The organism is Haloarcula sp. R1-2 (assembly GCF_011627385.1).
Classification (GTDB): Archaea; Halobacteriota; Halobacteria; order Halobacteriales; family Haloarculaceae; genus Haloarcula; species Haloarcula marismortui.
The window spans coordinates 964,072-976,489 of the sequence record NZ_JAANTG010000001.1; the positions used below are offsets into that span (position 1 = coordinate 964,072).

Genomic DNA, 12,418 nt, shown 5'->3' on the forward strand with positions numbered 1-12,418 from the left:
GACAGATGACCACGGACCCCTCGTTCAGCATCCCAGCCCACCCACAGCGGCGCTTTCCCCACGGGAGCGGGGTCGAATACGAGGGCGGGACGGAGTTCCGACTCATCCCGGAACAGGAGCAGGCGACGCCGGACCTCGCCGAGACAGTCGTCGACATTCTTGCGGCTGGGCCGTATCGCTACGGTGATTTCCACGACCTGCCGATGCCGCTGTGGCTGGTCCGCGACGAGGAAACAACCGACGTGTTCCGCGTCGCGGTCCGCGACGGAACGGTGCGATTGCACGTCCTGCCAACCACAGAGTCCGACGGACTACAGCGGTTCTTTGAGCGCCTGTGTGAGACTGGTGAAGGGGGGTCGTGGGCTGTGCAACGACACGTCGACGGGCAGTAGCCGGGCCACCGGGGTCGCGCAGACCCAAAACCGTCTTACACACCTGCCTCCATGTCTTTGCCATGACCGTCTCTCGCGAAGTCGAGCTAGAAGGCCACATCATCGACTCCGGGATGATGCAGTCCTGTTTCGGCATCATCATGGACCTGGGCGGCTCCTTTTCCGTCCAGAAGTTCGATATCGGCCGCCACAAAGACGAGGAGTCCTACGCCCGAATGCTCGTCGAGGCCGACGACGAGGCCCAGCTACAGTCGATTGTCCACGAACTCCATCAGCACGGTGTCAATCCGTCCGACCCGAAAGACGCCACGCTCGTCCCCGCGCCCGACGACCAGGTCGTCCCACATGGCTTTTATTCGACGACGAACCACCCGACGTTCATCCGTCACGACGGCGAGTGGATCGAAGTCGAGGACGTGGAGATGGATTGCGCCGTGGTTGTCGAGGACGGTGACGCCAGCGAGGCGCAACGCGCCTCGGAACAGTCGAGCGGCGGCGACGAAACGCCGCGAGACGGCCCCCGAGCCTACACGAAAGTTCTCAACGCCATCGAAGAGGGCGACATGGTCGTCACCGACGAAACGGGCATCAAGGTCCAGCCGCCGGAGCGGCCCCGTGACTCCGGCGGCGCGTTCGGCTTCATGCAGGGCGGCGTCTCATCGGAGCGACCCTCGGAGTCGACCATCCGCAAGATTGCGAACGCAATCGAGGAGACGAAAAAGGAAGGCGGCAAGGTGATGGCGGTCTGTGGGCCGGCGCTCATCCACTCCGGGGCGCGTGAAGACCTCGCTCGCCTCGTCCGGGAGGGCTACGTCGACATGCTCTCGGCCGGCAACGGCTTCGCCGTCCACGACATCGAGCGAGATATCTACGGCACCTCGCTCGGGATGGACACCGAGAGCCTTGACCACCCCCGCCACGGCCACAAACACCACATCTACACTATCAGCGAGGTCATCCGCGAGGGCGGCATCGAGGAGGCCGTCGAGTCCGGAACCATCGAGTCTGGCGTCATGTACGAGTGTATCGACAACGACCGACCGTTCGTGCTTGCGGGCTCTATCCGCGACGACGGCCCGCTGCCGGACACGATCACCGACGCCGTCGAGGCCCAGAACGCAATCCGAGAGCAGGCCCACGAAGCCGACATGGTACTGATGCTCTCGACGTTGCTACACTCGGTCGCCGTCGGGAACTGTCTCCCCTCGACAACGCGGGTCGTCTGCGTCGATATCAACCCCGCGACGGTGACGCAACTCCTCGACCGCGGCTCTGCACAGGCAGTCGGGATGGTCACCGATATCGGCACCTTTGTTCCGATTCTGGCGGAGCAGTTGCTTAGTGAAGAATAGGACGACCACGAGCGACGCGAGTGGTCGCTTTTCGCCCACGTTTTTACCGAGCGGTGTGCGACCACTGGGAGCACACCCGAGGGTAAAAAAGGTGGATTGCGGACGTTTGTCCCGATTCTGGCCGAACAGTTGCTCGAATAGGACTAGTACGACCACGAGCGGAGCGAGTGGTCGACTTTTTCGCCCACGTTTTTTCGGAGTGGTGCGCGACCACAGGAGGTACACCCGAGCTAAAAAAGTGGATTGCGGACGTTCGTGCCGATTCTTGCCGGGCAGTTGCTCAACGGCAAATAGATATCAGTAATCGATACCGCGGAGGCAAATCAGCCGACAACTCGCTGGCTCCGTCGTTATCACACGTTGGTTTCTCACGAGATGCTTATTACTCCCCGTCCGATACTCCTTCTATGTCCTCTTCCGAGCGGCAGTTCACGCAGCTTTCTAGCGGTATCTCCGGTCTTGATTCGCTTCTCAGAGGCGGACTGGTGGGAGGGCGGCTCTATCTCGTTATCGGGCCGCCCGGAACCGGCAAAACACTGCTTGGCACGCAGTTTCTCGAAGCAGGACTCGAAGCCGGCGACGACGTGCTGTTCATTCATGCGGAGGAATCTGCGTCCGATCTGCGGGCGAACACTGCCGAACTCGGCATCGATATCAGCGACGCGACGTTTCTCGATGTCGGTCCCGACTCGGAGTTCTTCGAGGAGGCTGAGTCGTACGACGTGGTCAAGCCACGAGACGTTGAAGACGGGCACCTGATTTCGGATATCCGCGAGGCTATCGAGCGGGTTGACCCGGACCGCGTTCTCATCGACCCCATCACGCATTTCCAGTATCTCGAACCGACCGAGTACCAGTTTCGCAAGCGCGTCATCTCCTTCGCGCGCTTCCTGCAGGACAGGGAGACGACCGTGCTGGCGACCAAGACACCGAGCAATCAGATGGACACGCAACTCAGGTCGCTCAGCGACGGCATCATCTCGCTCAGCTACGGCGACGAGAAGGCAGGTCGGCGGATTCGACTGCGCAAGCACCGCGGCATCGGCCAGCAGGACGGCTCACATGGGATGGAGATCCGCGACTCCGGCGTCGAAGTGTATCCGGCGCTCGAACCGGAACAACGGACGCGGTCGTTCGACCCCACGCAGTTTTCCGCCGGGGTTCCGGAACTGGATTCGCTCCTCGATGGCGGACTCGAACGCGGAACAGTAACCATTCTTAGCGGCCCCTCCGGTGTCGGCAAGTCGACGACAGCGACGGAGTTTCTGGCTTCCGCGGCGGCAGACGGGTCCCCGGCGCTCGCGTACCTGTTCGATGAGTCAATCGACACGTTCAGCCACCGCTGTGAGACGTTCGGGATACCGCTCTCAGAGTTACGTGACGAGGGAACACTTCTCGTTGAGGAGGTCGAATCGCTGGCGCTGTCGCCCGAGGAGTTCGCAAACCGCGTCAAGACCCAGGCCGAGGAGCGTGGGGCCGAACTCGTAGTTATCGACGGCATCGCGGGCTACAAGAACGCGATCAAGCGCGGCCAAGACGACGTGGAACTGCGTCGGCGGCTCCACGCCCTGACACAGCAGCTCACGCGCGGGAACACGGCTGTAATCCTGATCGACCAGCGCAGAGACGTGACCGGGCTGCACGAGCCGACGAGCGAGAACGTCAGCTACCTCGCTGACAACATCGTCTTCCAGAACTACATCGAGGTTGCGGGCGAACTCCAGCGTGTTGTCGGCGCACTAAAAAAGCGCGTCGGCGGGTTCGAAACCGTGCCTCGCCGGTTCGAGATAACCGCCGACGGCCTACAGGTCGGCGACCCCGTCTCAGGAATGCACGGCGTGTTTGAGGGCGTCCCTGAACAGCATGGCGACGGCAACAATCAGTCGTCCACTCACTAACCACCGATGGCTGACATCCAGTTGCTGCTGGCCGGCGATGGCAACCGGGACGCGCTCGCCTCCGTCGTCGCCGAACACCACACGCCGATCACGGACGGCGAGTTCCGGGAGGCCGACCTCCACATCGTCGACGAGTCGTCGTTTCCGAAATACAGAGCAGCGATAGAACAGTACAAACACCGGGCAGATCCGGTGTTTTGCCCCGTGATTCTGGTCCGTCGTGAGGAGACCCCGGTCAGGATTGACCTCCCCGATATCGACGCTGCGGAACAGCCACTCGTCGTAAACGATATTGTGGCAGCGCCGGTGGATACGCAGGCGCTCTTTCGGACTATCGCGAACCTCCTCGCGCGGCGCAGCCACACCGAAGACCTCGCCGAAAACCTCAGGGAGCAAAACAACGAACTCCGGCGGTTCAGAAACGCTGTCGAGCACGCGGGGCATGCGATTCTGATAACGAACACGAACGGTATCATCGAGTACGTTAACCCGGCGTTCGAGGAACTCACCGGATTCAGCGCTGAGGAAGCGATCGGTCGGACGCCGCGGATACTCAAATCCGGTGAGCAGGGCGAACAGTTCTACGAGCGGCTCTGGGACACAATCTGTCGCGGCGAGGTCTGGACGAGCGAGATTGTAAACGAGCGCAAGTCCGGCGAGCGGTTCATCCTCAATCAGACCATCGCCCCGATTCAGGACGCAGACGGGACGATACAGGGGTTCGTCGGGATTCAAAACGAAATCACCGGGCGTCGACTGCGCGAGCAACAACTCACCGTGTTTCACCGGATTCTCCGCCACAATCTCCGGAACAACGGAACGACGATCAGCGGACGTGCAGATATTCTCTCAGAGCTAGTCGACGACGAGGACGCGCTTGCTCATCTTGAGACGATCAAAGGGAACGTTCAGTCCCTGCTCGATATTAGCGAGAAAGCCCACCACGTGCAGGAACTGCTCGCGGACTCAGTTACCGACGATGTCGAGCGCGAACTCGAAGCCGTCCTCAGTGATATCACAGACGGGCTGGCCGCAGCATATCCCGACGCCGAGTTCATCGTCGAAAGCGACGTCACGTCGTCGACGATAGATGCAAAGGTTGTCCCGGCGTTGCAGGAACTCATCGAGAACGGTATCAAGCACTCTGACGCGTCGGCACCGCGAGTGACCATTCGGGCGGAGCGCCACGACACGACAGCGACAGTGACGGTGTCGGACAACGGGCCGGGCGTTCCGGACCAGGAGCGCCGGGTCATCGAAGCGGCGGAGGAAAAGCCGCTCGAACACGGGTCCGGGCTAGGGCTGTGGTTCGCGTACTGGCTTATCAGCTACGTCGGTGGCGATATCGACATTCAAACCGATGGTGACGGGACAAGTATCGCCGTGACAATGCCCGTGCGGTGACGACAACCACGCGTTCAGATGGCGACCCACGCCAGCACAATGATGGCCGCGCCGACTACTGTTGACCCGACGGCGTGCGTCCGGAGTTCGTCGAGCAGGTCGTGAGAGTGGTCGTGGAGTTCACAGACCTCATCGATCTCGCTGCCGGCTTCGCAGTTCGGCAGGAAGTCCATTGCAACGTGGAGGAAGATGCCAGCGGCGAACCCGAAGATGACCGCGTTGAGAAACGCTGACTCCGGAACTGGAAGCAGCGCGGATGGGATCGCCGTCAGACCAACGCCAGCCGCGGGGAGCAACAGCGCCGTGGCGGACTTGTCGCTACGTCCGAGCCGCCGGGCGGCGGCGTAGCCGGCCGGCCCTTTGTGCGAGACGATGGCGAGGCCGAGCAGGATACCCAGGTCCGGCATCGAAGCGTAGACCAAGCCGATGACCAGTCCGGCCGAGAGCGCGTGGGCGGCGATAGCGATCGTGGTCATGTCGAAGGACGTCTCGATGTGGGTCAGTCGATGACCGATAGTGTGGGTGCCGTAGCCGGTGACCAGTCCGGCGGCGATGCCGACACCGCCGATTCGTGCTGCGCCGGCCTGACCGCCCAGTCCCATCGCCTGCGGGACGAGGAACATGGCCGCCGACGTGACCATCGCGCCGCTCGCGAGGCCGTAGCCCCAGACCAGTCGGTAGGGGTTCGTCTCGTCGGCCCGTGCACCGAGCCACGCGCCCAGTGCCATTGCTGCGAACGCGACCCAGGAGATAACGAGGACTTTCATAGCCCCACCGGTGACGGCGACGGCTGACAGGACCGCCAGACCGACGACACTTGCGATACCGGCGGCGGACACCCGCCCAGAGTTATTAAATACTGAGCTTGAATTAATAGACATTATCTACATTCACCGGCCTGTTGCCAATAAACCCATCGATGGCGGTTACCGGGTCGCCGACCGATAGTCGCCCCAATCAAGGACACCGCCGTCCAGCGCTGACGGGTCTGCATCGCGGAGCGCCCAGAGAACCATTTCGGCGACTGACACTGGGTCGCGCCCGCCGTCACCGGAGAGGTCCGTCGCGACCTGTCCGGGGTCGACTGCGCCGACCGGCGTATCGAGGTCGGCCGCGAATCCGCGAGCAATAGCCTCTGCGGCAGCTTTCGAAACCGCGTAGGAGCCGTAGCCGGGCATTCCCTCGCGGGCGACGACACCCGTCGGGACGACGATTCGGGCATCCGGGCCGAGGTGCGGAACGGCTTCCCGGATCGTCGAGAACACGCCGCGGGCGTTCGTCCGGATATGGTCGTCAAAGGCAGTGTAGGATTCCTCGGTGAGCGGCGTCTCGCCGGCGGTGCCGTGGTAGACGCCGGCGTTGGCGACAACGTACTGTATTGCGCCTCCTTCCCGCATGGCAGTTTCGACCAGCCGTTCAACGTCGTACTCATCACGTACGTCCGTGCGAATCGCGGTCACGGAGCCACCAGCGTCCCGGATATCAGCTTCGACCCGCTCAAGCGCCTCGGCGTCGCGGGCACAGATGACCGTATGTGCGCCTGCACCCGCTACCGCGTGAGCTATCTGCTCGCCGATACCTCTACTCGCACCCGTGACGACAGCGGTCGCGCTGTCCATCGCTGGGACCATAGCGGTGGTACCGCTGCCAGCCACAAGGTCGTTGCTCTCACCGCAGTGGGGTGGGAGCGGTAGTCTCTTGTCGAACGCCCGCTACCGACCGGGCATGGACATCACGATTGCCGAGTCGACGGTCGAGGGGACGGCACAGGCACCGCCGTCGAAGAGTTACACCCACCGGGCGGTGCTGGCCGCGGGCTACGCGGACGGCGCAGTGGTCCACGACCCGCTCGTGAGCGCAGACACGAAGGCCACAATGCGAGCCGTCGAAGCCTACGGCGGCAGTGTTTCGCTGGCTGAGGACGAGTCGACGGTCGAAGTGACGGGCTTCGACGGCCGGCCGGAGACGCCGGACGACGTGATCGACTGTGCCAACAGCGGGACGACGATGCGACTGGTCACCGCCACGGCCGCGCTGCAGGACGACCTCGCGGTGCTGACCGGCGACGAGTCCCTCCGGTCGCGCCCGCAGGGGCCGCTACTCGATGCTATCGGACAGCTGAATGGCGACGCCGAGTCGACCCGCCGCAACGGGCAGGCCCCGCTGGTCGTCGGCGGCGGCATCGACGGCGGGGCAGTCGAAATCCCCGGCGACGTGTCCTCACAGTACATCACTGCGTTGTTGATGGCCGGAGCCGTCTCACCGGACGGCATCGACATCGACCTGACGACCGAGCTGAAGTCGTCACCGTACGTCGACATCACGCTGGAGGTGCTGGACGCGTTCGGCGTCGACGCCGAGAAAACCGACGCTGGCTTCACCGTCGACGGCGGCCAGACCTACGTCCCCGACGGCGGCGATTACAACGTCCCCGGGGACTTCTCGTCGATGAGCTACCTGCTCGCGGCCGGCGCGCTCGCCGCCGAGGACGGCCTCCGGGTCACGTCGGCGTTCCCGAGCGCGCAAGGTGACGCCGCCATCGTTGACATCCTCGACCGGATGGGGGCCGACCTCGACTGGGACGAGGAACACGGCGAAATCACCGTTTTACAGTCCGAACTGACTGGCATCGAGGTCGGCGTCGAAGACACGCCGGACCTCCTGCCGACCATCGCGACGCTTGGGGCCGCTGCCGACGGCGTCACCCGGATTACCGACGCCGAGCACGTCCGGTACAAGGAGACTGACCGCGTGAGCGCGATGGCCGAGGAACTCACGAAGATGGGCGCGGAGGTCGAAGAACACCAGGACGAACTGTTCGTTTACGGCGCTGACAGCGACCTCGTCGGCACAACCGTGGAAGGCCGTGCGGACCACCGCATCATCATGTCGCTGGCCGTCGCCGGCCTCGTCGCCGACGGCGAAACGACGGTGACCGGCGCAGAACACGTTGACGTGTCCTTCCCTGACTTCTTCGACGTGCTCGACTCGCTTGGCGCTGCTGTCGAGCAATAGGGTATCGGGTCACCAGCAGGTCGGTTTTTGCAATGAAAGAGTATTACGTATCTGATAGATAAGTGCGCTTTTACGCGACGAAGAACATTTACAACACACGTTGTGAATCAAACGAGCGCTTCCGAACAGTCTACTGCGGACCCTACGACAGTCCTCTACGTCGATGACGACCAGTTGTTGCTTGATTTGCAGGCCGATATTGCCGACGAGCGCGAGGCAGTCGAACTAGTAACGACACCAAACACCGACCGGGCGATGACAGTGCTGGCCGACCGCGAGTTCGACTGCGTGGTGGTCGGACGCCGGCGCACTGCCTCGTCAGAGGGCAACTTCGCCCGTGCGGTCAACACGAAGTATCCGGACGTAACGCTGGTACGGTACACCTGGGAGCCCCGGCCTGACGACACAGATGAGGTGTTCGATGCGGTTTTCGAGAAACAGGTCAAGGGGGCGAAGACGGTGCAGTTCCTCGACCGGGTCAGGTGGCTCGACGACTGACGGGCGCATCTACAAGGTTCAAATGCCCGCAACCCCGACACCACTGTAATGAACGGCAACGAATTCGGTCGTCTGTTCCGCATGACGACCTATGGCGAGTCTCACGGGGAGGCGATGGGCTGTACCGTCTCCGGCGTTCCGGCGGGCGTCGAACTCTCAGAGGAAGAGATACAGAAAGACCTCGACCGGCGCAAGCCCGGCCAGTCGATGATCACCACCTCCCGGGGCGAGCCCGATAAGGTGACGATCAACTCCGGGATTCAGGACGGCTACACGACGGGGACGCCTATCGGGATGGTCATCCAGAACAAGGACGCCCGCTCGGGCAAGTACGAGCCCTTCATCACGGCCCCGCGGCCGTCTCATGGTGACTACACCTACTCCGCGAAGTTCGGGACCCGGAACTGGGGCGGCGGCGGTCGCTCCTCTGCCCGCGAGACGGTGAACTGGGTCGCCGCCGGCGGCGTCGCCAAGCAGGTCCTCGAACAGTCCGACTACGATGTCCAGATCAAGGCCCACGTGTGCCAGATCGGCGACGTCGAGGCTGGGCCGGTCACCTTCGAGGATATGCTCGAACACAGCGAGGAAAACGAGGTTCGCTGTGCTGACCCCGAGGCCGCCGAGGAGATGCGCGACGTGGCCGACCAGCACCAGAAGGAGGGCGACTCCATCGGCGGCGCGATTTACTTCGAGTGTCGCGGCGTCCCGTCCGGCCTCGGCGCACCCCGGTTCGATAGCTTCCCGTCCCGGCTCGGCCAGGCGATGTACTCCATTCCGGCGGTCAACGACTTCGAGTACGGCATCGGCCGCGAGGCCCGGACGACCAAGGGCAGTGAGTACACCGAGAACTGGGAGTTCGACGAAGACGGTCACCCCACGCCTGTCGGCAACGACCACGGCGGGATTCAGGGCGGCATCACGACCGGCCAGCCCATCTACGGCGAAGTGTCATGGCACGCGCCGGTGTCGATTCCAAAGACGCAGGAGACTGTCGACTGGGAGACCGGCGAAGGCAAGGAAATTACCGTTACCGGCCGCCACGACCCGGTCCTGCCGCCGCGGGCGGTCCCGGTCGTCGAGGCTATGCTCGCCTGTACGGTCCTTGACTTCATGCTCCTTGGCGGCCGCATCAATCCCGACCGACTCGACGGTCGGCCAGGCGAGTACGACACCGACTACCACCCGTCCAGCCCGCAGAACGACCCAGAGGACGCGGACACCCACGCAAAAACTATCGACGACGACTAACATGGACGCACAACAGGAGTCCAAGTCGAACCCGTTCGGGATGGACGAGGAGTGTCAGAACTGTCCCGCGCTGTGTGAGACGCGCGAGAACGTCGTCCACGGCTACGGTGACGTGGGGGCCGAGTTCATCGTTCTCGGCGATTCGCCCGCAGTCGGCGCTGACGAGTCCGGTCTCCCCTTTACCGGCGAGAACGAGCGCGAACTGCTCGACATCCTCGCCGCGGTCGATATGTGTTCGGACCCGGATGCCGACAGGCCGCAGCTACAGAACACCTTCCTGACGTACGTCACCCGTTGTCGCCATCCCGATAGGGAGGCGACCGACGAGGAAGTCGTCAACTGCGAGCCGTATCTCAACAGCGAGATACGGATGATCAACCCCGAGATCCTACTGCCGGTCGGACAACGGCCGCTCGAAGAATTGGCCTTCGAGTACACGACGATGAGCGAGGACGAACTCGACATTGAGGACCGCCACGCGACGACGATCCGCGGCCGCGGGTTCGAGATCCTCCCGATGATTCCGCCGAGCGAACAGACCGACGAACAGCGGACGGCGTTTCTGGAACACTTCAGCGAGACGCTTGGACAGGACTACCGGCAGACGAAGGGCCGGCGCGGCCGGTAGTCAGGTGTCAGACTGGACTTCGGTCGCAGCGGCCTGAAGTAACTCTTTCGGGCTCGACACTGTCCCGTACTCCGTTGCTGCCTGTAGACGGTTCTCGGCGTCGTGGCGGTACTGGCTCGCCTGTGTCGACTCACCCTGTTCGCTGGCGTAGGTCATGCCGCTGAGCCATTCGGCGGCTTGCCAGAGGCAGGTCGCTTTCTTGCGTGCTCGTTCCGACCACTCGGTCAGCACGTCGTCGTTCGCTTCGCGAACAGCCGTCGTGAACTCCTCGACGCTGTCCTCGAAATCCGACGCGGCACTGTCGAACCCACCGCGAGCGAGCGCCAGCTCCCCGTCTTCGACGGTCGCCAGCGCATCCGATAGCTGGCGGCGCGCCTCACGGTACCGTGTGTAGCCGAGACGGTACGCCCGCTGTGCCGCCGCCGTCCCAGATAACGTGGCTTCGCGGTCGCAGTCGCGGCACACGACCTTCGGTTGGGGCTCTCCAAGCACCCGATACTCCGACCCACATCCATCACATCTGTAGGTCTGGGATTGCTCCATATAGTTTCTCTTAGTTATCAAGTTTTCCTCACATCTTATAATTGTTCCGTGGCTACACCGGAACACAAGCGACTAATCACAGTCGGGCCGAGAAGACAGTATGACTACGGTAACTGTACTGGCTGACCCGCCAGTCGAAGGGTTCGTGTTACAGGATCTGGCGGGCGGCATCGTAGACGACGCCGAGGCCGCCGAGCTATACGAAGCCATGTTGCTCGATGTCTGTCGTGCGGTGGAGATCAGCGGTGCCGAGTTGTTAGTGAACTATCGACCTTCGGAACAGGTGCCAGACGGTGTCGACCCCGAGACCGCGGTTCGGGAGCCAGTGACAGAGGCGCTTGAATCACCGGGCAACGCCCGATTCGAGGTCCAAGTCGGGTCGACGTTCGCTGGTCGGGTCGGGAACACAGTGACGCACCTCCTTGACCGGGAAGACGTCGCAACCGTCGCCGCCGTCGAACCGACAGCGGCACTGTTGAACCGACAACTCATCGACAGCGCGGCGATGAAACTCCGGTCCAGCGGCGTGGTTCTTGGCCCCGCTGCGGGCGGCCGCGTCTACTACGCCGGGTTCGGCGAGCCGATAGATTTCGAGGACAGCTACGCCACCCCGACGGTCGAAACTATCGGCGAACGTGCTGGAGATGCCGGCCTCGACGTGGACTTTCTCCCGCCGTCAGCCGTCCTCGAAACGCGAGCAGATCTCGAAACCATCGTGCCGCTGCTCCGGGCCCGGAACCGGGCTGGTCGGGTCGTACCGCAACGGACGACAGCGTTCCTCAATGACCTCGGGATACGTATCATTGACGATGAGGGTTCGGCGACTGTGGTCAGAGAGACCGACAGGTCTTAGAAGGCCCACCGAATATGCTTGACTGCGGTGGGATGGCAGAGCGGCCTATTGCGCCTGCCTTGAAAGCAGGTATCCTCACGGATTCCTGGGTTCAAATCCCAGTCCCACCGTATTTTGCCACGAACAAACCGTGAGTGGCAAGTACGCCAGCTGGGATTTGAAGCCGACGAGTCGCAGCCCGCGCAACGACGTGAGCAGGACCGTCTCGGCTCGGTTCAAATCCCAGTCCCACCGTATTGCTCCGAGCGAATACGCGAGGAGCCGTCGGTACACACTGGCGACTTGAACCCTGCAGGTCCCAGCGCATGAACGCAGCACGTGTGACATCTTGCTCTGAATGACATCGAGACCAGTAGCAACAGACTACGTGGGTGACAGACGCTACCGCGAGGGTGACAGAATTCGCTGCCTTCCGATTCGTAAGGACAGTTTACCGGATCGAGGCAATCGGGCGGTTTTATGTCGATGGTCTGGATTATATTTGAGTAATGGTACGTGAAGAGAGGTCCCCAAAGCAGCATCTTCCGAGCCTCCTCTCGGTCTGTGTCGTTGCTCTCCTCCTTGCAGCGACAGCGGCAGGCCCTGCT

12 protein-coding genes and 1 tRNA gene are annotated in these 12,418 nt (G+C 62.7%); 10 read left to right on the forward strand and 3 right to left on the reverse strand.

The genetic code is table 11. The annotated features are described in order from the left end of the window. Positions 1-5 precede the first annotated feature (5 nt). From G9C82_RS04780 to G9C82_RS04795, 4 genes are all read left to right on the forward strand, one after another. Complete coding sequence (locus G9C82_RS04780) at positions 6-392, forward strand: hypothetical protein (RefSeq protein WP_007188278.1); 387 nt, start codon at positions 6-8, stop codon at positions 390-392. Positions 393-454: 62 nt separating this feature from the next. Next, positions 455-1,744 (forward strand): hypothetical protein, encoded by a 1,290-nt coding sequence (locus tag G9C82_RS04785; protein WP_004963165.1) that lies wholly within the window; start codon positions 455-457, stop codon positions 1,742-1,744. A gap of 407 nt (positions 1,745-2,151) precedes the next feature. After that, complete coding sequence (locus tag G9C82_RS04790; protein WP_127013503.1) at positions 2,152-3,642, forward strand: ATPase domain-containing protein; 1,491 nt, start codon at positions 2,152-2,154, stop codon at positions 3,640-3,642. Between the two features lie 6 nt (positions 3,643-3,648). Then, complete coding sequence (locus tag G9C82_RS04795; RefSeq protein ID WP_127013504.1) at positions 3,649-5,046, forward strand: PAS domain S-box protein; 1,398 nt, start codon at positions 3,649-3,651, stop codon at positions 5,044-5,046. A 14-nt stretch (positions 5,047-5,060) separates the two neighbouring features. Here the strand turns inward: G9C82_RS04795 and G9C82_RS04800 are convergent, their stop codons facing one another. Both G9C82_RS04800 and G9C82_RS04805 read right to left on the reverse strand, forming a co-directional pair. Continuing rightward, entirely contained in the window at positions 5,061-5,927 is an 867-nt protein-coding gene (locus G9C82_RS04800) for a ZIP family metal transporter (protein ID WP_127013505.1), read from the reverse strand. Positions 5,928-5,972: 45 nt separating this feature from the next. After that, on the reverse strand, positions 5,973-6,677 hold the full coding sequence (locus tag G9C82_RS04805; RefSeq protein ID WP_011222835.1) for an SDR family NAD(P)-dependent oxidoreductase: 705 nt from the start codon (positions 6,675-6,677) through the stop codon (positions 5,973-5,975). Positions 6,678-6,771: 94 nt separating this feature from the next. Between G9C82_RS04805 and aroA the strand changes: the two genes are divergently transcribed. The 4 genes from aroA to G9C82_RS04825 all read left to right on the forward strand — a co-directional run bounded on the left by aroA (position 6,772) and on the right by G9C82_RS04825 (position 10,435). Then, positions 6,772-8,061, forward strand: coding sequence for a 3-phosphoshikimate 1-carboxyvinyltransferase (gene aroA, locus G9C82_RS04810; protein ID WP_127013506.1), 1,290 nt, complete (start codon positions 6,772-6,774; stop codon positions 8,059-8,061). Between the two features lie 102 nt (positions 8,062-8,163). Continuing rightward, positions 8,164-8,559: a hypothetical protein gene (locus G9C82_RS04815; protein WP_004963185.1), complete on the forward strand. Its 396-nt coding sequence runs from the start codon at positions 8,164-8,166 to the stop codon at positions 8,557-8,559. A 48-nt stretch (positions 8,560-8,607) separates the two neighbouring features. Then, positions 8,608-9,807 (forward strand): chorismate synthase, encoded by a 1,200-nt coding sequence (gene aroC / locus G9C82_RS04820; RefSeq protein ID WP_004516749.1) that lies wholly within the window; start codon positions 8,608-8,610, stop codon positions 9,805-9,807. A 1-nt stretch (position 9,808) separates the two neighbouring features. Beyond that, complete coding sequence (locus G9C82_RS04825) at positions 9,809-10,435, forward strand: uracil-DNA glycosylase family protein (RefSeq protein ID WP_004963190.1); 627 nt, start codon at positions 9,809-9,811, stop codon at positions 10,433-10,435. Here the strand turns inward: G9C82_RS04825 and G9C82_RS04830 are convergent, their stop codons facing one another. Continuing rightward, positions 10,436-10,978 carry a hypothetical protein gene (locus tag G9C82_RS04830; RefSeq protein ID WP_049944569.1) on the reverse strand — a complete coding sequence of 181 codons (543 nt, stop codon included), beginning with the start codon at positions 10,976-10,978 and terminating at the stop codon, positions 10,436-10,438. It lies immediately after the preceding gene. Positions 10,979-11,078: 100 nt separating this feature from the next. Between G9C82_RS04830 and G9C82_RS04835 the strand changes: the two genes are divergently transcribed. Further along, positions 11,079-11,831, forward strand: coding sequence for a hypothetical protein (locus tag G9C82_RS04835; protein WP_127013507.1), 753 nt, complete (start codon positions 11,079-11,081; stop codon positions 11,829-11,831). Between the two features lie 26 nt (positions 11,832-11,857). Continuing rightward, positions 11,858-11,941, forward strand: a tRNA-Ser gene (locus G9C82_RS04840). Positions 11,942-12,418 lie beyond the last annotated feature (477 nt).

Excerpts from the sequence above, each read along its gene's own strand:
- G9C82_RS04780 (WP_007188278.1), top strand. The coding sequence starts at position 6 with ATGACCACGGACCCCTCGTTCAGCATCCCAGCCCACCCACAGCGGCGC.
- G9C82_RS04785 (WP_004963165.1), top strand. The coding sequence starts at position 455 with ATGACCGTCTCTCGCGAAGTCGAGCTAGAAGGCCACATCATCGACTCC.
- G9C82_RS04790 (WP_127013503.1), top strand. The coding sequence starts at position 2,152 with ATGTCCTCTTCCGAGCGGCAGTTCACGCAGCTTTCTAGCGGTATCTCC.
- G9C82_RS04795 (WP_127013504.1), top strand. The coding sequence starts at position 3,649 with ATGGCTGACATCCAGTTGCTGCTGGCCGGCGATGGCAACCGGGACGCG.
- G9C82_RS04800 (WP_127013505.1), bottom strand. The coding sequence starts at position 5,927 with ATGTCTATTAATTCAAGCTCAGTATTTAATAACTCTGGGCGGGTGTCC.
- G9C82_RS04805 (WP_011222835.1), bottom strand. The coding sequence starts at position 6,677 with ATGGTCCCAGCGATGGACAGCGCGACCGCTGTCGTCACGGGTGCGAGT.
- aroA (WP_127013506.1), top strand. The coding sequence starts at position 6,772 with ATGGACATCACGATTGCCGAGTCGACGGTCGAGGGGACGGCACAGGCA.
- aroC (WP_004516749.1), top strand. The coding sequence starts at position 8,608 with ATGAACGGCAACGAATTCGGTCGTCTGTTCCGCATGACGACCTATGGC.
- G9C82_RS04825 (WP_004963190.1), top strand. The coding sequence starts at position 9,809 with ATGGACGCACAACAGGAGTCCAAGTCGAACCCGTTCGGGATGGACGAG.
- G9C82_RS04830 (WP_049944569.1), bottom strand. The coding sequence starts at position 10,978 with ATGGAGCAATCCCAGACCTACAGATGTGATGGATGTGGGTCGGAGTAT.
- G9C82_RS04835 (WP_127013507.1), top strand. The coding sequence starts at position 11,079 with ATGACTACGGTAACTGTACTGGCTGACCCGCCAGTCGAAGGGTTCGTG.